At 73.5% G+C, this 17816-nt stretch carries 16 protein-coding genes and 1 tRNA gene; 14 read left to right on the forward strand and 3 right to left on the reverse strand.

From position 1 onward, the window contains the following. The first annotated feature begins 52 nt into the window (after positions 1 to 52). The 9 genes from ACFOWE_RS02960 (at position 53) to ACFOWE_RS03000 (ending at position 10738) form a co-directional block, all read left to right on the forward strand. Positions 53 to 1564 (forward strand): metallophosphoesterase, encoded by a 1512-nt coding sequence (locus tag ACFOWE_RS02960; protein ID WP_377285189.1) that lies wholly within the window; start codon positions 53 to 55, stop codon positions 1562 to 1564. 271 nt (positions 1565 to 1835) lie between these two features. Beyond that, positions 1836 to 3899: a dTMP kinase gene (gene tmk, locus ACFOWE_RS02965; protein WP_377285190.1), complete on the forward strand. Its 2064-nt coding sequence runs from the start codon at positions 1836 to 1838 to the stop codon at positions 3897 to 3899. Positions 3900 to 4026: 127 nt separating this feature from the next. Then, positions 4027 to 5208 (forward strand): DNA polymerase III subunit delta', encoded by a 1182-nt coding sequence (locus ACFOWE_RS02970; RefSeq protein WP_377285191.1) that lies wholly within the window; start codon positions 4027 to 4029, stop codon positions 5206 to 5208. 217 nt (positions 5209 to 5425) lie between these two features. Continuing rightward, positions 5426 to 6169 (forward strand): hypothetical protein, encoded by a 744-nt coding sequence (locus ACFOWE_RS02975; protein WP_377285192.1) that lies wholly within the window; start codon positions 5426 to 5428, stop codon positions 6167 to 6169. After that, complete coding sequence (locus ACFOWE_RS02980) at positions 6166 to 7320, forward strand: glycosyltransferase family 4 protein (protein ID WP_377285193.1); 1155 nt, start codon at positions 6166 to 6168, stop codon at positions 7318 to 7320. Before ACFOWE_RS02975 ends, ACFOWE_RS02980 begins: the two co-directional genes overlap by 4 nt. A 138-nt stretch (positions 7321 to 7458) precedes the next feature. Then, the gene (locus ACFOWE_RS02985; RefSeq protein WP_377285194.1) at positions 7459 to 8022 is read left to right on the forward strand and encodes a SigE family RNA polymerase sigma factor; all 564 of its coding nucleotides are present in this window, start codon (positions 7459 to 7461) and stop codon (positions 8020 to 8022) included. Further along, on the forward strand, positions 8019 to 8693 hold the full coding sequence (locus ACFOWE_RS02990) for a permease-like cell division protein FtsX (protein ID WP_377285195.1): 675 nt from the start codon (positions 8019 to 8021) through the stop codon (positions 8691 to 8693). Before ACFOWE_RS02985 ends, ACFOWE_RS02990 begins: the two co-directional genes overlap by 4 nt. Positions 8694 to 8966: 273 nt before the next feature. Continuing rightward, on the forward strand, positions 8967 to 9803 hold the full coding sequence (locus ACFOWE_RS02995; RefSeq protein ID WP_377285196.1) for a PSP1 domain-containing protein: 837 nt from the start codon (positions 8967 to 8969) through the stop codon (positions 9801 to 9803). A gap of 161 nt (positions 9804 to 9964) precedes the next feature. Beyond that, positions 9965 to 10738 carry a metallophosphoesterase family protein gene (locus tag ACFOWE_RS03000; protein ID WP_377285197.1) on the forward strand — a complete coding sequence of 258 codons (774 nt, stop codon included), beginning with the start codon at positions 9965 to 9967 and terminating at the stop codon, positions 10736 to 10738. Between the two features lie 83 nt (positions 10739 to 10821). Here the strand turns inward: ACFOWE_RS03000 and lepB are convergent, their stop codons facing one another. Then, complete coding sequence (lepB, locus tag ACFOWE_RS03005; RefSeq protein ID WP_377285198.1) at positions 10822 to 11349, reverse strand: signal peptidase I; 528 nt, start codon at positions 11347 to 11349, stop codon at positions 10822 to 10824. A 241-nt stretch (positions 11350 to 11590) separates the two neighbouring features. Here lepB and ACFOWE_RS03010 point away from each other — a divergent pair. Further along, positions 11591 to 11667, forward strand: a tRNA-Thr gene (locus ACFOWE_RS03010). A gap of 55 nt (positions 11668 to 11722) precedes the next feature. On the opposite strand, the gene ACFOWE_RS03015 is transcribed toward ACFOWE_RS03010, so the two are convergent. Further along, positions 11723 to 12118, reverse strand: coding sequence for a DUF3592 domain-containing protein (locus ACFOWE_RS03015; protein ID WP_377285199.1), 396 nt, complete (start codon positions 12116 to 12118; stop codon positions 11723 to 11725). Positions 12119 to 12538: 420 nt separating this feature from the next. Here ACFOWE_RS03015 and ACFOWE_RS03020 point away from each other — a divergent pair, with 420 nt between their 5' ends. Together ACFOWE_RS03020 and ACFOWE_RS03025 are read left to right on the forward strand one after the other, a co-directional pair. Then, complete coding sequence (locus ACFOWE_RS03020; RefSeq protein WP_377285200.1) at positions 12539 to 14041, forward strand: SulP family inorganic anion transporter; 1503 nt, start codon at positions 12539 to 12541, stop codon at positions 14039 to 14041. Between the two features lie 137 nt (positions 14042 to 14178). Further along, positions 14179 to 15795, forward strand: a complete 1617-nt coding sequence (locus tag ACFOWE_RS03025) for a methyl-accepting chemotaxis protein (RefSeq protein ID WP_377285201.1) — start codon at positions 14179 to 14181, stop codon at positions 15793 to 15795. A 176-nt stretch (positions 15796 to 15971) separates the two neighbouring features. Here the strand turns inward: ACFOWE_RS03025 and ACFOWE_RS03030 are convergent, their stop codons facing one another. Beyond that, a complete protein-coding gene (locus ACFOWE_RS03030) occupies positions 15972 to 16457 on the reverse strand; it encodes an SRPBCC family protein (RefSeq protein WP_377285202.1) in 486 nt (161 codons plus the stop codon). Positions 16458 to 16769: 312 nt separating this feature from the next. Here ACFOWE_RS03030 and ACFOWE_RS03035 point away from each other — a divergent pair, with 312 nt between their 5' ends. Together ACFOWE_RS03035 and ACFOWE_RS03040 are read left to right on the forward strand one after the other, a co-directional pair. Next, positions 16770 to 17453: a DUF1275 family protein gene (locus ACFOWE_RS03035; RefSeq protein ID WP_377285203.1), complete on the forward strand. Its 684-nt coding sequence runs from the start codon at positions 16770 to 16772 to the stop codon at positions 17451 to 17453. Between the two features lie 13 nt (positions 17454 to 17466). Further along, a complete protein-coding gene (locus ACFOWE_RS03040) occupies positions 17467 to 17799 on the forward strand; it encodes a cupin domain-containing protein (protein WP_377285204.1) in 333 nt (110 codons plus the stop codon). The last annotated feature ends 17 nt before the right edge of the window (positions 17800 to 17816 follow it).

Here is a 17816-nt window from a genome sequence, read left to right on the forward strand (position 1 = left end):
GGCGTTCCGCCGGGACAGGCGGGCACGGCGGGCGAGAGACGAGGGATGGGTCATGGGGTTCGTGGCGATGGTCTTCGGGGTGGTGGTGGCGGTCCACTACTACCTCTGGCACCGCCTGGTGCGGGCGACCACGCTCCCCGGCCGGACCCGCAGGGTGCTGACCTGGCTCCTGGTCGCCGCGGGCGTGCTCGTCCCGCTGGCGATGACCGGCTCCCGGAGCGGGTGGGGCCATTTCCTGGCCTGGCCCGGGTTCTTCTGGCTCGCGGTGATGTTCTACCTGCTGATCTTCCTGGTGGTCCTGGAGGTTCCCCGGGCGCTGGCCCTGCTCGTGCTGCGCAGCCGGGAGCGGCGGAGCTCCGAGGAGGCGCTCGCCCGGCGCCCTGCGGACCGCCGGGCCCGCCGGGTGGAGGGCCCGGACCCGGCGGCGGGGGAACCGGCCGGGGAGCCGGCCGGAAGGTCGGCCGGGGAGCCGGTCCGCGCCGGGACGGGGGACAGGGCGCGGAGCGCGGGACCCGCCCAGGAGGCCGCCCGGCCGCTGCCCGGCGGAGCGGCGGAGGAGCCCGGGACGGGGACCGCCGCGGACACGACCGGGACGGACGCCGCCGGAGCGTACGGTGCCGCGGTGGCGGGCCGGGCGGAGGGCGGGGCGGAGGACCCCGGCTCGCGGGGCGGGGCCGGTGAGGCCATCGGCCGCAGGCTCTTCATTGCCCGCGCGGCCGCCGCCGTCGCGGGGGTGGGCGCGCTGTCCACGGTCGGGTACGGCGTGCGGACCGCGCTGGGCGACCCGGTGGTCGAGTCCGTGAAGGTGCGGCTCCCCCGGCTGGACCCGCGCCTGTCCGGGCTCAGGTTCGCGGTGGTCAGCGACATCCACCTCGGCCCGCTCACCGGGATGGGGCACTCGGAGCGCATCGTCCGGATGATCAACTCTCTCCGGGCCGACGTGGTCGCGGTCGTCGGCGACCTGGTGGACGGCACGGTGGCCGAGCTGGGCCACCTCGCCCGCCCGCTGGCGGACCTCGAGTCCCGCTACGGCTCCTACTTCGTCACCGGCAACCACGAGTACTACACGGCCAACGGCCCCGGCGAGTGGCTGGAGGAGCTGCGCGAGCTGGGCGTGCGACCGCTGCGGAACGAGCGGGTCGAGATCGCGCACGCCGGGGCGGTGCTCGACCTGGCAGGGGTCGACGACCTGGCCGGGGCGACCGGCGGGCCCGGCTCCGGGCCGGTGGGCACCCCGGACACCGCCGGGGCCGGCGGGGGGCCGGACTTCGAGCGGGCGCTCGGCGGCCGGGACCGCTCCCGGTCGGTGGTCCTTCTCGCCCACCAGCCGGTTCAGGCCGCGCGGGCCGCCGAGTACGGCGTCGACCTGCAGTTGTCCGGGCACACCCACGGCGGCCAGATGGTCCCGTTCAACCTCGCGGTGCCGCTGCAGCAGCCGGTCGTCGCGGGGCTCGGCGAGGTCGACGGCACCCAGGTGTACGTCACCCGGGGCGCGGGGTTCTGGGGTCCGCCGGTCCGGGTCGGCGCGCCTCCCGAGATCACTCTGCTCGAGCTGCGCGCCTGACGCGCCGGCGGGCCCGCCGCACCGGGAGAGGCCTGCCGTACCGGGAGAGGTCCCGCCGTACCCGGGGAGGCCCGCCGTACCCGGGGAGGCCCGCCGTACCCGGGACCGGTGAGGCGGGGCCGCCTGTGTGATCGATCGAGACCGGTGAGGCGGACGTGGCGTCTGTGACGGGCGGGATGGGCGTACTACCCTCCTCATGCGAGGAGTCGGCCGGTATATCCGTCCGGCTCATGTTTCCCCCGCCCGACGAGCACACGGATACCCTGACGTCATGACCTCCCCTGGCCGGAGCACCGCGCGCCGCAAGCCCCCCCACGTGCTGGCCAACCCGCCCTTCCGCAGGCTGTGGACCGCCGTGTCGGTGTGCGGCCTCGGAGACTGGCTGAACCTCCTGGCGCTCACCGCGCTGGCGGGCAACCTCACCGCGGAGTCGGGGCACGTGGCGCAGGGCCTGGCCATCGGCGGCGTCTTCGTCGTGAAGCTGCTCCCGGACGTCCTGCTCGGGCCGCTCGCCGGGACGCTCGCGGACCGGTTCGACCGGCGGCTGACGATGGCCGCCGCCGACCTGGCGCGCTTCGCCCTGGTGATCTCGATCCCGCTGGCGGACGCCGGCTACGGATGGCTGATCACCGCCGCCTTCCTGATCGAGTGCGCCCGCCTCCTCTGGGTCCCGGCCAAGGACGCCACGGTGCCCGGCCTGGTGCCGAGGGAGCGGCTGGAGGAGGCCGACCGGCTCGGCCTGCTGGTCACGTACGGCACCGCCCCGGTCGCCGCGCTGCTGTTCGCGGTGCTGTCGGTCACCGGGGACGCCCTGGCCGGTCTCGCGCCGTACCTCGCCGAGCGCGACACCTACCTCGCGCTGACCGTCAACGCCCTGGCCTACCTCGCCTCGGCGGTCCTCGTCCTCACGCTCCGGGACATCCCCCGCGGCCGCACCGGCGCGGTCCCGGTCCCGTCGGTGCTCCGGCAGGTCGCCGAGGGCCGGCGGTTCGCCGGCGGCGACCGGCTGGTCCGGGCACTGGTCGCCGGCATGCTCTGCGCCTTCGCCGCCGGGGGCGCGGTGGTCGGCGTGGCCAAGATCTACGTGGGGGCGCTGGGCGGTGGCGACGCGGCCTACGGAATGGTGTTCGGGGCGGTCTCCGCAGGTACGGCGGCCGGCATGTTCTTCGAGCCGAGGCTGCTGCGGGGGCTCTCGCGGCGGAGGCTGTTCGGGCTCTCGATCGTCGTGGCCGGGCCGGTGCTCGCCGCGGTCGCGCTCGTGCACGATCTGGCCGTCGTGGTCATGCTGACCGCGCTGCTGGGCGTGTGCGCGGGACTCGCCTGGAGCATCGGCCACAGCATGATCGGACTGGAGGCCGAGGACCGCCTGCGCGGCCGCGCGTCCGCCTTCCTGCGCTCGTCGGCCCGGATCACCCTGCTCCTGGCCGTCGCGGTCGCGCCGGTCCTGGCCGGTCTGTACGGCGAGCACCGGGTCGTGGTCGGCGGCGAGCGGATCTACCGGTTCGACGGCTCCAACCTGGTGCTGCTGGCCTGCGGGCTGCTCGTGGCGGGCGCCGGCCTGGTCTCGCTGCGGCGGGTGGACGACCGCGGGGGCGTCCCGGTCCTCACGGACCTGGCCGCGGCGGTGCGCGGGCGGCGGCCCGGATCGGAGGACGCCGAGGAGCCGCGCGGGATGTTCATCGCGTTCGAGGGCGGCGAGGGCTCGGGCAAGACCACCCAGTCGCGGCTGCTGGCCATCTGGCTCCGCGACCAGGGCTTCGACGTGGTGCAGACGCGGGAGCCGGGCTCGACCAAGGTCGGCATGCGGCTGCGGGCGATCCTGCTGGACGCGGTGCACCAGGGGCTGTCGCCCCGGGCCGAGGCGCTGATGTACGCGGCCGACCGGGCCGAGCACGTGGAGAAGGTCATCCGGCCGGCGCTCCGGAGGGGCGCGATGGTGGTCTCCGACCGCTACGTCGACTCCTCGCTGGCCTACCAGGGGGCGGGCCGGGCCCTGGACCGCGCGGAGGTGGCGGAGGTCAACGCGTGGGCCACCGGCGGTCTCGCGCCCGATCTGACCGTGCTCATCGACACCCCGCCGGCGATCGGCCTGACCCGGCTGGGCGGGGCCGCCGACCGGATCGAGTCCGAGCCGCAGGAGTTCCACGAGCGGGTGCGCCGCGAGTTCCGCGCGCTGGCCGCCGCCGACCCCGGCCGCTATTTCGTCGTCGACGGGACGCTGGCGCAGGGGGAGATCTCCCGGCTCATCCAGGACCGGGTGCGCGAGGTGTTGCCCGACCCGGTGCCACGGGAGGCCGAGGACGTCACCGGCACCATGCCGGCCATCCGCGACTGATCCGCCGCCGTTCCCCGGCCGGTCCCTCCCCGGCCGGTCCCTCCCCGACCGGTCCCTCCCCGACCGGCCCCCTGCCGTCGCCCCGCTTGTTCCCGCGGCCGTTCCCACCGGCGGTAGGTTTGACGGCGTGGCAGTCTTCGATGACCTCGTGGGGCAGGAGCGCTCGGTGGAGACGCTCCGCCGCGCCGCCGCGGCCGGGGCCGAGATCCTCGCCGGGGGGCGCGGGGCGGGGATGACCCACGCCTGGCTGTTCACCGGGCCGCCCGGGTCGGGCCGGGAGGAGGCGGCACGGGCCTTCGCCGCCGCGCTGTTCTGCCCCGACCAGGGGTGCGGCCACTGCGACGTGTGCCACCAGGTGGCGATCGGGTCCCACCCGGATCTGGAGACCGTCCGCCCGCAGGGGCTGTCGTACGGCGTCAAGGACACCCGGCAGCTCATCCTCCGCGCGGCGGGCGCCCCCACGCTGGGCGGCTGGCGCGTCGTGCTGTTCGAGGACGCCGACCGGGCCACCGAGGGCGCCTCCAACGCCCTGCTCAAGGCGATCGAGGAGCCGCCGCCGCGGACGGTCTGGCTGCTCTGCGCGCCCTCCCCCGACGACATGATGATCACCATCAGGTCCCGCTGCCGGGCGGTCACGCTCGTCACCCCGTCGCCCGCCGCCGTGGCCCACCTGCTGGCCACCCGGGAGAACGTGCCGCCGGAGACGGCGGCCTTCGCCGCGCGGGCCGCCCAGGGGCACCTCGGCCGGGCCCGCAGGCTGGCCCTGGACGCCGAGGCGCGCAGGCGGCGCGAGGAGGTGCTGTCCATCCCGGCCTCGCTGACCGGGCTGGCGGCGTGCGTGGCGGCCGCCGAGCGGCTGGTGAAGACCGCCGAGGAGGAGGCCGCCGCGGTCACCGCGGTGCTGGACGAGGCGGAGACCGCCGAGCTGCGCAAGGTCTACGGGGAGGGCTCCACCGGCAAGGGGCTCAACAAGGGGCTCGTGCGGGGCGGGGCCGGGGCGCTGAAGGACCTGGAGGACCGGCAGAAGTCCCGGGCCACCCGGACCAAGCGCGACGTCATCGACGCGGCCTTGCTCGATCTGGTGGGGTTCTACCGCGACGTGCTGACGGTGCAGTTCGGCGCGGCGGTGGAGCCCGCCAACGACGATCGCCGGGCCGATCTCGAGAAGCTGGCCGGGTCCTCCACGCCGGAGGACACCCTGCGCCGGATCGACGCCATCATGCTGTGCCGGCGGCGGCTGGCCTCCAACGTCAACCCGCAGATGGCCGTCGAGGCGATGACGATCTCCCTGCGCGCCCCCCGCCTGTAGTCCCGTATCGCCCGGTAGGCCGGGGAAGGGGTCGTCCGTAATCGGACGGCCCCTTTCCTGGTTTTCGCGGGGAGAAGAACCAATCCGGGTTAACGGCCCACAAATCCCCGGGATAGATCGTTAGAATCACAGCGAAACTCGACATATTCGTTATAAATCAGAGTGTGTCCTGCGCTTACGGGGATGAGCGGAGAGGGCCAGGGGGCTGTTGGTCAGCATGGGAACGCGCCGTGAGGTGGTCACGCCGGGGGATGGGCGAGCCGTCACGAGCCGGGTGGACGACGAGGACACGCTGAGGATCGGGTGGCCGGAGCCGGACGACGGGCGGATCGTCCTGCGCCACGTGGAGACCGGGCGGGAGCACGCGGGTGTGGATCTGACCGGTCTCGCGCCCGGGATGTGGACGGTGTGGAAGCACGGCGCGCCCGTGGGCACCGACGATCCCGGCTTCTCGCTGGACGGGATGGTCGCCTACGCCGCCAGGCCGCGCGAGAAGGAGATCCGGGCGTTCCGTACGGTGCGGGGGACCCTCGCCCTGATGGTGCGCCGGGTCGAGCCGTACGTCGAGGTGACCCGGGTCGACCCGCGGGACGGCGTGATCGAGGTCCGCGGCGTGGTCGCCTACGGGGAGCCGCCCGCGGGACCGGCCCGGCTGGTGGCCGCGGCCCGGAAGGGGCCGGAGACGAGCGGTGACGCCGTGTTCTCCGGACGCAGCTTCACCGGGACCGTCCCGGTCGCGCCGATGGCCGCCGGGCAGACTCGGCGGCGGGTCTTCTGGGACCTGTTCGCGCAGGCCGGCGGGGTACGGCTGGCACTGGCCGCCCGGCTCGACGACGTCACGGGAAAGAAGAGCAAGGTGCGCTTCCCCGCGCAGCGCGTGGAGGGGGTGCGGGTGCGCCCGTACTTCACCGACGCCGACGGCCTGGCCGTCGCCTGCACGGTCGAGGAGGGAGGAGAGTGAAGATCTCCTTCCTGATCCTCAACGCCTACGGCATGGGCGGGACGGTCCGCGCCACCCTCGACCTCGCCACCGCGCTCTCCGCCCGGCACGAGGTCGAGGTGATCAGCGTCTTCCGCCACGCCGACGAGCCCTTCCTCCCGCTGGGGCCGCGGGTCCGGCTCCGCGCGCTGGTGGACCTGCGGGAGGGGACCAGGGTGAGCTGGCCGTACACCAGGAGGGCCGAGCGGCTCAGCGGGGAGCCCAGCACGCTCATCCACCCGGAGGAGCGCGCCCACGCCTCCTTCTCGGCCTGGAGCGACGAGGTGCTCCGGCGGGAGCTGCGCCGGCTCCGCACCGACGTGCTGGTGACCACCCGGGCCGGGCTCAACATCATGGCCGCCCGGTACGCGCGCCGCAGGGTCGTCAGGATCGCCCAGGAGCACCTGCACTTCGAGGCGCACAAGCCGGGGATCTTCGAGGAGATCCGGCGGTGGTACCCGGAGCTGGACGCGGTCGTCACCCTCACCGAGGCCGACGAGCGGGACTACCGGGCGATGCTCGGCCGCGCCCGCACCGGGGTGTTCACGATCGGCAACGGGCTGGCCGCCGGGCCGCGCCCGCGCTCCCGGCAGGAGAACCGGATCGTGCTGGCCGCGGGCAGGCTGGTGCCGGTCAAGGGCTACGACCGGCTGCTGAGAGCGTTCGCGCGGGTGGCGGAGGTCCGGCCGGACTGGAAGCTGCGCATCTACGGCGAGGGCCGGGTCGGCGACAAGCTGGTCAAGCTGGCCGTGAAGCTGCGCCTGCACAACAACGTCACCTTCATGGGCCCGACGAGCGACATTGAGGGCGAGCTGGCCAAGGCCTCGATCCACGCGGTCAGCTCCCGGTTCGAGGGGTTCGGCATGACCATCATCGAGGCGTTCGCGTGCGGGGTCCCGGTGGTCAGCTTCGACTGCCCCCGGGGACCGAGGGAGATCATCACGTCGGGCCACGACGGGCTGCTCGTCCCGCCCGACGACGTCGACGCCCTCGCCGAGGGGCTGCTGCGGATGATCGACGACGAGGAGGGGCGCCTCCGGATGGCCGCCAACGCCGTGGAGACGGCCCGCGGCTACGACATCTCCACGATCGCCGGCCACTGGGAGGAGACCTTCGCCGAACTCGCGGGCTGAGGGGATGGTGCGGCACCCGGAAGACGGGCGGTCCGGTGGGCTGAGCGGGTGGTGCGGCGCGCGGAAGGCGGGGGAGTTCCGGGAAGTCCGGTGGGCGGAGCAGCAGACGGGCCGGTGCGGCGTCTCTCTGGCGTGACCATGTCATTGTCGTCATCGCCGGGGACGTCCCCGGAACCGGAGATCGAACTGCTCTCCCACCGGGATCCCCCGGCCGGGGAGCGCGTCGACATCGCCGGGCTTTTCGCCGAGCACCACCTCGGGCTCGTACGGCTGGCGCTGCTGATGGTGGGCGACCAGGCCACGGCCGAGGACGTCGTCCAGGAGGCGTTCGCCCGCACGCACGCCGGGCGGCGCCGCCTGCGGGATCCGGGCAAGGCGCTGACCTACGTCCGGTCGGCGGTGCTGAACGGGGCCCGCTCCGTGCTGCGCCGCCGGGCGGTGGGGTTCCGGCGGGCCGCGCCGTACGAGCCGCCGGTCTGGTCGGCCGAGCACGCCGCGCTGCTCGGCGAGGAGCGCCGGGAGGTGCTCGTCGCGCTGCGCGGTCTGCCCCGGCGGCAGCGGGAGGCGCTGGTGCTCCGCTACTACGCCGGACTGTCGGACCTGGAGATCGCCGAGACCATGGGGATCGGCGCGAGCACCGCCCGGTCCACCCTCGCCCGCGGCCTGGCCGCGCTCGCCCGCACAATTGGGGAGGAATCATGACCGCCAGGAACCGCCCGCGCGGGGAGGGGACCGTCCGTTTCTCCGGCCCCGTCTCCGTCGCCGGGGAGCGCCTGCGCGACGCCCTGACCGCCGCCGCCGGGACCGCCGTGGAGGTCCGCCCGCTGACGGTTCCCGCCCGTCGCAGAATCCGGTTCCCGGGACTGCTCACCACGGCCGTCGCGGCCGCCGCGGTGGTGGCCGCCGCCTTCACGGTCACGGTGGCCGTGCGGTCGGCCTCCGGACCGCTCGCGCCCGGACTGTCGAAGGAGCACGTCATCACCATGGCGATGACCGGCGCCTCCCCGGGCCGGGCCGACCGCGCGGACGTGTCGGTCTTCCTCTGCATGGAGGACGACTACTACCCGCACTGCGGGGGCAGGGAGGCGACGGCGGCGCAGAAGGAGGAGATCCGGCGGAGGCTCGACGCGCTCCCGGAGGCGGAACTCGTCGTCTTCGAGAGCAGGCGTGAGGCGTACGCGAGCTTCAGGGCGGAGTTCGCGGACAGAGCGGCGCTGCTGGAGGCGATCCAGGTGGAGGACCTGCCCGAGTCCTTCCGCGTCAAGACCAGGAACAGCGCGGACTCCCAGGTGGTGATGGAGGCCGTCCAGGGGCTTCCCGGTGTGTCCAACGTCGTGGACCTGCCGTGCTTGCTCAAGGAGCGGAAGTGCTGATCACGGGAAGTTGATTCCCCGGGGCCGTGTCCACAGGATGTGGACACGGCCCCGGCGCCGGACCGGACGGCGCTCCATGCCCCCGGTGCCGGGCCGGGTGACGATCGAGGCGGCCTGCTGCGTCCGGAGGTTCGTCCACAGGGTGTGGACGCACCTCCTCCCGGCGGAGCCCGGTTCGCCGGGGCCGTCCCGGATCGTGGGGTATCCCACCGGGACGGCGGTGGCGCGTAGGGTGGGCGGTAGCCGTACTCCGAGCGTGGATCCGGGAGTCCCATGGGCATGATCATGGCCGTGAGCTTCACCCGCTACGGCAGGCTGTACTACCTCGATCCCGGCGGGCACAGCCCCAAGGTCGGCGACAAGGTGCTCGTGCCCACCGACGCCGGGCCCGAGGTCGCCGAGTGCGTGTGGGCGCCGCAGTGGACGAGCGAGGAGATCGGCGGCCTCCCCGTCTGCGAGGGCATCGCCACCGAGGAGCACCTCGCCCGCGACGAGGCCAACAAGCGGCGCCGCGCCGAGGTCCGGAGCGTCGCCAAGCGCCTGATCAGGCGGCACGAGCTGCCGATGAAGATCGTCGGCGTCGACTACCTCGACTCCACCGACGTCTACACGGTCTACTTCTCCGCGCCCCAACGCGTCGACTTCCGCGCGCTCGTGCGCGACCTGGCCCGCAACCTCCGCGCCCGGGTGGAGCTGCGCCAGATCGGCCCCCGCGACGAGGCCCGCCTGCAGGGCGGCATCGGCCCCTGCGGCCGCGACCTGTGCTGCGCGACCTTCCTCAAGGACTTCGAGCCGGTCTCCGTCCGCATGGCCAAGGACCAGGACCTGCCGGTCAACCCGATGCGCATCGCCGGCGCCTGCGGGCGGCTGATGTGCTGCCTGAAGTACGAGCACCCGCTCTACGCCGAGGCGCACAACAGGATGCCCCGGCTCGGCCTGAAGGTCGACACCCCCGAGGGCCCGGGGACCGTGGTGGGGCGCAACGTCCCCTCGGACTCGGTCGTGGTCCGCCTGGACGAGGGCGGGCGGCGCTGCGCCTGCCCCTCCGCCTCGGTCTGCTCGCCCCGCAAGCAGCACGACGCCGCGTACGGCGGAGCCCCCGAGAGCTGATCGGCCGGTCCGGCGCCGCGGGACCACAGCGGCCCGCCACGCGGGAGCGCGCCGATCGGCCTCGCGGTAGCGCACCGGCCGGTGGCGCGGGCGGTTCCCCACGGGCCGGATGCGATCAATCCTGTTGTGGGAAGCGTCGGCGGCTCGTCATGATTCCCGGCATGAGATTCGCCGTCATCGGGGACATCCACGCCGACTTCACCCTGGCCGACGCGATGATCCGGCGGCACGCCGGTCCCGTCGACGTGATCTTCAGCGTCGGTGACGCCGAGCCGAACCGAGACGAGGCCGAGAGCCTCGGGGTGGCCGGACCGGCCAAGTACCGGAAGGTCGGGGACTTCCCCCGCTTCGCCGCGGGACTGCAGACGATGAGCGCGCCGCTGTACTTCATCGGCGGCAACCACGAGCCGTGGCCGGCGCTCGACGCGCACGGGCCCGGCGAGTGGGCGCCCGGCTTCCACTTCCTGGGGCGCTCCGGCGTGACGGAGATCGCCGGGCTCCGGGTGGCGTTCCTGTCCGGCATCTACTCCCGCCACTTCAGCGAGCCCGCCGAGCCGCCGGCGATCACCCCGGAGCGGCTGAAGGAGTACGGGTACTTCACCAGGCCGCACGTGGACCGCCTCCTCGAGGAGGCGCGCGGTTTGCGGATCGACCTGCTGATCACCCACGACTGGCCGGCGGGCCTGGCCTACCGGCACCACGGCAAGGTGGCCGTGGGGTGCGACCGCATCCGCATGCTGACCGAGACGCTCCGGCCGCAGGTGCACGTCTGCGGCCACATGCACGTGCCGTACCGGGAGCGGATCGGCGCGACGGACGTGGTCTGCCTCTCCCAGGTCAGGCACGGTGCGGCCCCGGCCGACACGGTCGCCGTGCTCGAACACGCGCCGGACGGGACGCTCCGGGAGGTCGTCCCGGCCGCGGCGGACGGCTGACCGGGACAAGTGGCTGACCGGGACAGGCGGTTGACGGGACAGGCGGTTGACCGGGGCGGGTGGAGGCCGTCCCGTCCACCTCCCTAACCGTCGAGCTCGACGACCGCGACCACGTTGGACACCGCGACGGTGCCGTTCCCGAGCTCCCAGTGGCGGACTCGCGAGTCGCGGGAGACCATGCGGTGATCGCCTTCGACCCAGATCCGTCCGGCGGGGATCCGCACCAGGTCGAAGGGATACGGGCGGCCGCCGGGATGGACGTAGGGCTCGTCCATGGGCCGGCCGTCCAGCAGCTGCCTGCCCTCGCCGTCGCAGCACTGCACCGTGCTCCCGGGGACGCCGATGACGCGCATGAGCACCATTCCGTCGACCCCCCAATCCGACGCGTTGAAGACGACGATGTCCCCGGTCCTGGGGACGTAGTCGCCGTCGACCAGTTTGGCGGTCACCACGTGACCCGCCTTGATGGTGGGCTCCATCCCCTCACTGGACATGCGGAAGGTCTCGGTGCCGTCGAGCTCGGCGATCAGGCGGTCGGCCGCGAAACCACAGCCGGAGAGCGCCGTCACCAGGGAGAGAACGGTCAGCGCGCGGAGGAGGGAACGCGTCACGGAGACATTATCCGGGGGATGCGGCCCGTGCAGAAGGGACGGAGGGGGATATGGGGTCTGATCGTGACCCGCCTCCCCTCCGGCGGATGACAGCGGCTGCGGCGGCCGTACCGGCTCCTCCGGCGGGGCGCCGGCCGCTCCCGGGGAGGGCGCCCGGTGCTCCGGATCGCACGGCCCGGGGGAGCGGAGAACCCGCGAAACCATGTAGACTGCCGTAAGTCATGCGGCACACGCGTGGCGCGCCGCCTTAGCTCAGTCGGCCAGAGCACTTCACTCGTAATGAAGGGGTCAAGGGTTCGATTCCCTTAGGCGGCTCCACTTCGAGAAGGCCCCCACCGGACCCCGGTGGGGGCCTTCTCGTCGTCGGCTCTGCCTATCTGAAGAAGGCGTACCAGGCCATGACGGCCGTCCACACGATGAAGACGGCGACGGAGAAGAAGAGCCCGAAATTGGTCTCCGCCTCCGCCTCGCCCTCGATCCACGCCGCCGCGGGGCGCTCCGGCATGTAGCGCACCTTCACCGAGGAACCGGGCTCCTGGTTCCTGTGCACGGGGTGCGCCGAGAGAGTCTCCACCTTCTCACCGGTCGAGGTCGTGAACGCCAGGAGGGCGTGGGTGCGCTTCTTGGAACCGTAGAGGCGCAACGCGAGCACCGACCCGTGCGCTCTCCGCGACGCCTCCACGTTCCGCTGCACCTTCCGCCAGGCATCGGCTCCCCAGTACATGACCAGAACCGGTCCGATCTCCAAGATCAGGAATGGCAACCACATGCGGCCGACCGTAGGGACGGTTGCTTGGAAGCGACTTGCGGCTGACTGCCCCCGGCCGGGACGACCCGGCCGGAGAGGGCACGGTAAAGTTACCGGTGGCCGGGAAGATCCCCGTGGGTTCTCCCGTTGCAGCTACGGGCCATCACCCGAGACTTTCCGAGGCGGGACGCGACGGCGCGTCCGCACCGACCACGATCCGAGGGAGAAGGACGCGCGCGTGCACGTCATGTCCGCCGCCTCCTGTCCGCCGTGATCTCCTGAGCCGGCGGGCCGGGCGTGAGCCCGTCGCCGGTCTCCCTCCCGCCGACCCTCGCCCGCGTCCCGTCCGCGGGCGGCTCCGGTGCGGCCACCCGGCCCACCGGTGTGCCTGACCGCGCGTTCCGGCCCACGGAAGGCGCCCGGAACCCCCGAGGTCGATCCTTGCCGACGTCATCGACGCCGCCCGCCGCCCGCCCGCGTCTCTCCCGCCCCGACTGGCTCTCGCCGCGGGTCGCCCGTACGGAGATCCTCTCCGGCCTGGTGGTCGCGCTCGCGCTGATCCCCGAGGCGATCTCGTTCTCCATCATCGCCGGGGTCGACCCGAGCGTCGGCCTCTTCGCCTCCTTCACCATGGCCGTGGTGATCGCCTTCGTCGGCGGCCGGCCCGCGATGATCTCCGCGGCGACCGGGGCGATCGCCCTGGTGGTCGCGCCGCTCGCCCGGGAGCACGGCTTCGGCTACCTGGTGGCCACCGTCATCCTCGGCGGTGTCATCCAGATCGTGCTCGGCGCGCTCGGCGTGGCCCGGCTGATGCGGTTCGTGCCGCGCAGCGTCATGGTGGGCTTCGTCAACTCCCTCGCCATCCTGATCTTCATGGCGCAGGTGCCCGAGCTGCGGGACGTGCCCTGGGCGGTGTACCCGCTGGTGGCCGGCGGCCTGGTCCTGATGGTCCTCTTCCCCCGCGTCACCAGGGCGGTCCCCGCGCCGCTGGTCTCCATCGTCGCGCTGACCGCGATCACGGTCGGCGCCGCGATCGCCGTGCCGACCGTGGGCGACCGGGGCGCGCTGCCCTCCTCGCTGCCGGGGCTCGGCCTGCCGGACGTGCCGTTCACCATGGCCACGCTCACGCTCATCGCGCCGTACGCGCTGGCCTTCGCCCTGGTCGGGCTGATGGAGTCGCTGATGACGGCCAAGCTCGTCGACGACATCACCGACACGCACTCCAACAAGACACGGGAGTCCATCGGCCAGGGCGTGGCCAACATCGTGACCGGGTTCTTCGGCGGCATGGGCGGCTGCGCCATGATCGGCCAGACGATGATCAACGTGAAGGCCGGCGGGGCCCGGACCCGTCTGTCGACCTTCCTGGCCGGCGCCTTCCTGATGGTCCTGTGCATCGTGTTCGGCCCGTGGGTCTCGCAGATCCCGATGGCCGCGCTGGTCGCGGTGATGGTCCTGGTCTCGTTCGCCACCTTCGACTGGCACTCGATCGCCCCGGCGACGCTCCGGCGCATGCCGTACGGCGAGACCATCGTGATGGTGACGACCGTCGCGGTCGTGGTGGCCACCGACAACCTGGCCATCGGCGTGGTGGTCGGCTCCGTCACCGCCATGGTCATCTTCGCCCGGCGGGTCGCGCACCTGGCCGAGGTCACCTCGGTCGTCGACCCCGAGGGCGGCCACGTCATCTACGCCGTCACCGGCGAGCTGTTCTTCGCCTCCAGCAACGACCTGGTCTACCGGTTCGACTACGCCGGAGACCCCGACCACGTGGTCATCGACCTGTCCGACGCGCACATCTGGGACGCCTCCTCGGTGGCCGCGCTGGACGCGGTGGAGACCAAGTACGCCGCTCGCGGCAAGACCGTGGAGATCGTGGGCCTGAACCGGCCCAGCGCGCAGATCCACGGCACGCTGAGCGGCGAGCTCACCGGCGGGCACTGACGCCGGGCCGCCGGTCCCGGGAGCGGTGGTTCGCGGAAGATCTCTCCGCGAACCACCGCCCGGGCCTCAGGTCCTCGGGGCGCTCGCCGATGGTGTGGGGACGCATCGGTGTCCCGACCTTCAGGGAGAGAACCCCCATGTTCCGCTTCGGCGATCTCAGAGTGGGCAGGCGACTGGGCCTGGCCTTCACACTGGTGTCCCTGCTGATCGCGGTCGCGGTGAGCGCGGGCCTGTGGGGGATGGGCCGCCAGGCGGAGATCAACGAGCGGATGGACCAGCTGGAGCTGCTCGAGGACGACATCCAGACGTTCGCCTACCACGTCGCCGACGCCACGAGCTGGCAGGGGCTGGTGGTGGCCGACGCCGGAGCCTTCGGCGGCCGGGAGGCCACCGCGCCCGACTCCTACAACCGTGCGGGCCTGCTGGAGACGGAGAAAGCGCTCTTCGCCACCCTCGACAACGCCCACGTCGAGTACATGACGGCGGCCGAGCGGAAGCGGTTCGACGAGCTGCGGCCCGCCTGGGAGCGCTTCTTCGCCGAGGACGACAAGATCGTCGAGCTGCTCCGCCAGGACACGCGGGCGGCCCGGGCCGAGGCGATGACCAGCATCAACGAGGGCGCGGCCGGAGATGCCTGGGATGTGGGCGTCACGACCAGCGAGGCCCTGCAGCAGTCCGTCAGCGAGCGCGTCGCGGCCCTGGAGAAGGACGTCGAGCAGGTCGAGAGCACGGGCCGGTGGGTGCTGTGGAGCACGCTGGCCGTGGCGCTGCTGCTGGCCGTCGTGCTCAGCGTCGGGGTGACGCGCTCGGTGGTGCGCCCGTTGAACACCGTGGTGGCCGCGCTGGGCCGGCTGGCCCGCGGGGACCTGACCGTGCGGGTGGGCATGGCGCGCCGCGACGAGCTGGGCCGCCTCGGCCGGGCGATGGACGGCACCGCCGAGTCCGTGCGGGCCGCGATGGCGGTGCTGACGGAGCACAGCGACGCGCTGGCCGTCTCCTCGGAGCGCCTGTCACGGGTGTCGGAGAGCATCGCCGCCTCCGCGGAGGAGACCGGCGCCCAGTCGGGCGCGGTGGCCTCCGCCGCCGCCGAGGTCTCCCGCAACGTGGAGGTCGTGGCGGCGGGCGGTGAGGAGATGGGCGCGGCGATCGAGGAGATCTCCCGCAGTACGGCCTCGGCGGCCGAGGTCGCCGCCGAGGCGGTGGCCGTGGCGGAGGCGACGAGCGCGATGGTGGCCCGGCTGGGCGCCTCCAGCGCGGAGATCGGCTCCGTCGTCAAGACGATCACGTCCATCGCCGAGCAGACGAACCTGCTGGCCCTCAACGCCACCATCGAGGCGGCGCGGGCCGGTGAGGCGGGCAAGGGCTTCGCGGTGGTCGCGGGGGAGGTCAAGGACCTGGCCCAGGAGACGGCCAGGGCGACCGGGGACATCTCCCGCCGGGTCGAGGCCATCCAGGCCGACACGGCGGCGGTGACGGAGGCGATCGGCCGGATCAGCGCGATCACCGGCCGGATCGACGACCACCAGGCGGCGGTCGCGGCGGCGGTGGAGGAGCAGACCGTCACCACGGGCGAGATGAACCGCAACGTGGCCGAAGCCGCAGCCTCCAGTGACGAGATCGCGGCCGGCATCGCGGGGGTCGCCCAGGCGGCCGCGGCCACCACCGAGGAGGTGGCGCAGGCGCACCGGGCGGCGGCGGAGCTGGCCGGGATGAGCCGGTCGCTGCGCGACCTGGTCGGCCGTTTCACGGTCTGATCCGCGGCCGGCAGCTTCAAGGTGGGCGGGCCTGCCTCAGGGCGGGCGGACCTGTCTCAGGGTGGGCGGGCCTGTCTCAGGGTGGGCGGGCCTGCCTCAGGGTGGGCGGGCCGGGCCGCCCGGCTGAAGGCCGATCCGCCCGGGGTGCGGTGGGCCCGTCCTCCGTGCCGGCCGTCTCATCCCGCGCAGGCGGCGGCGAGGTCGGACAGCCAGCGTTCGTGGTTGGCGCGGAGCCGGGCCCGGCTGTAGAGGAGCGGCAGGAGCGGCCCGGCCAGTGACTCCTCGACCGTGACCTTCGTCCGTCCGCCGGCCGCCGGTTCGAGCAGGTGGCGGTCCACCGCCTTGAAGAACAGGAACACTCCGCTCCAGGTGAGCTCGTGCCCGGCCTCGACCACGGCGAAGCGCGAGCGGAGCGTGGTCCCGCCGAGCCTCCAGCGGAACGGCGCGCCCGGCCGTACCTCGCCCAGCTGAAGGATCTCGATGCCCGAGGCCCAGGAGGGCCACGAGGCGAGGTCGGCCATCACCTCCCAGACCCGGGCGGGCGGCGCGTCGACGACGAGGCTGGAGGAGGAGACCAGTTGGGCGCCCGGGTCGATGCGGCCCCGCGCGGCGTACTCGGCGTGCAGGACGGCGAGGGAGGGGCCCGAGTAGAACAGCGCCATTCCGGCTCCTTCAGATCGGTGCTCTTTTTCAAGACCGATGCTCTCCTCATTCTCGGCATACGTCAAGAGCGCTGCTCTCTCACCAGTGCTTCGATCTCCATCCGGCCGCTCAGTCCATCCGGCCGCTCAGTCCATCCGGCCGTCCAGCCCGCCCGGCCGCTCAGCCCATCCGGCCGTCCAGCCCGCCCGGCCGTCCAGCCTGGCCGCTCAGCCCGGTGGCCTGCCGTACGGCGGGCAAAGGGTCCGGAAACCGGGCTACGTCCCCGGTGGGGTCGCTTCGCGGGCGGCCTGCCCCCCGGCTATCCAGGGAGGATGTCCTCCATCGCGGCATGGCCGCCCTCACGCCGGACGGTGGCCCTGCTCCTGCTCACGGGGACCACGGGAGTGGTGGACGCCGTCAGCTTCCTCGGGCTCGACCAGGTGTTCACCGCGGTGATGACCGGCAACCTGCTCTTCCTCGGCCTCGGGCTGGTCGACCGCGCCACGCCGGTCGCCGCTCCGCTGGTGGCGCTGGCGGCCTTCGCCGCCGGGGCCCTCGCCGGGCACCGGGTGAACGGCGCCCTGCTCAGGAGGGCGGGAGAGCGCTGGCCGGGGTTCGCGGTCTGCGGGGAGGCGGCGGTCGTCACGGTGGCGGCGGTGCTCGCCCTCGGGCTGTCCGGCGGTCCGCCGCGCGAGACGCCCCACCGGTTCGCCGTCATCGCCGTGCTCGCGCTGGCGATGGGCTGGCGCAACACCACGGTGCTGCGGATGGGGGCCCCGGCCCAGGCGCTGCCCACGACGGTGGCGACCCGCGCGCTGGCCGGACTGTTCATGGGCCCGCCGCCGGCGACGCGAGGGCGGCGGGCCGGCACCATCGTGGCCATCTTCGCCGGCGCCGTCGTCGGCGCGCTGCTGCTGGGGCTCCACCCCGCCGTCCCCCTGCTGGCCGCCGCGGCCGTCGAGATCGCCGCCGCCCTGCTGCTCCTCCGGGACCCGGGAAGGGGCGGGACCGGATGACATACTGACGGCCATGCAGAAGCTCTCACTGGACGCGCTCGCCCGTGAACACCTCGAACGGGCCGGGGCCGCCTCCACCGGGCGCAGCGCCGAGACCGTCCACGGCGGGCACGAACGGCTTCTCCGCCAGACCCTTCTCGCCCTGACCGCCGGCTCCGTCCTGGCCGAGCACGCCAATCCCGGCGAGGCGACGCTCCTCGTGCTGCGCGGCCGGCTCCGGCTGGACAGCGGCGGCGACTCCTGGGAGGGGCGCGCCGGTGACCTGCTCATCGTGCCGCAGGCCCGCCACAGCCTGGAGGCGCTGGAGGACGCCGCCGCCCTCCTCACCGTCGTCGCGCGTCCCTGACCTGCTCGTCCGGGGAT

Origin of the sequence: Planomonospora corallina (assembly GCF_042650625.1) — a bacterium.
GTDB lineage: Bacteria > Actinomycetota > Actinomycetes > Streptosporangiales > Streptosporangiaceae > Planomonospora_B > Planomonospora_B corallina.

Excerpts from the sequence above, each read along its gene's own strand:
- ACFOWE_RS02960 (WP_377285189.1), top strand. The coding sequence starts at position 53 with ATGGGGTTCGTGGCGATGGTCTTCGGGGTGGTGGTGGCGGTCCACTAC.
- ACFOWE_RS03025 (WP_377285201.1), top strand. The coding sequence starts at position 14,179 with ATGTTCCGCTTCGGCGATCTCAGAGTGGGCAGGCGACTGGGCCTGGCC.
- ACFOWE_RS03040 (WP_377285204.1), top strand. The coding sequence starts at position 17,467 with ATGCAGAAGCTCTCACTGGACGCGCTCGCCCGTGAACACCTCGAACGG.
- ACFOWE_RS03035 (WP_377285203.1), top strand. The coding sequence starts at position 16,770 with ATGTCCTCCATCGCGGCATGGCCGCCCTCACGCCGGACGGTGGCCCTG.
- ACFOWE_RS02985 (WP_377285194.1), top strand. The coding sequence starts at position 7,459 with ATGTCATTGTCGTCATCGCCGGGGACGTCCCCGGAACCGGAGATCGAA.
- ACFOWE_RS03030 (WP_377285202.1), bottom strand. The coding sequence starts at position 16,457 with ATGGCGCTGTTCTACTCGGGCCCCTCCCTCGCCGTCCTGCACGCCGAG.
- ACFOWE_RS02990 (WP_377285195.1), top strand. The coding sequence starts at position 8,019 with ATGACCGCCAGGAACCGCCCGCGCGGGGAGGGGACCGTCCGTTTCTCC.
- ACFOWE_RS03015 (WP_377285199.1), bottom strand. The coding sequence starts at position 12,118 with ATGTGGTTGCCATTCCTGATCTTGGAGATCGGACCGGTTCTGGTCATG.
- tmk (WP_377285190.1), top strand. The coding sequence starts at position 1,836 with ATGACCTCCCCTGGCCGGAGCACCGCGCGCCGCAAGCCCCCCCACGTG.
- ACFOWE_RS02995 (WP_377285196.1), top strand. The coding sequence starts at position 8,967 with ATGGGCATGATCATGGCCGTGAGCTTCACCCGCTACGGCAGGCTGTAC.
- ACFOWE_RS02975 (WP_377285192.1), top strand. The coding sequence starts at position 5,426 with ATGGGAACGCGCCGTGAGGTGGTCACGCCGGGGGATGGGCGAGCCGTC.
- ACFOWE_RS03000 (WP_377285197.1), top strand. The coding sequence starts at position 9,965 with ATGAGATTCGCCGTCATCGGGGACATCCACGCCGACTTCACCCTGGCC.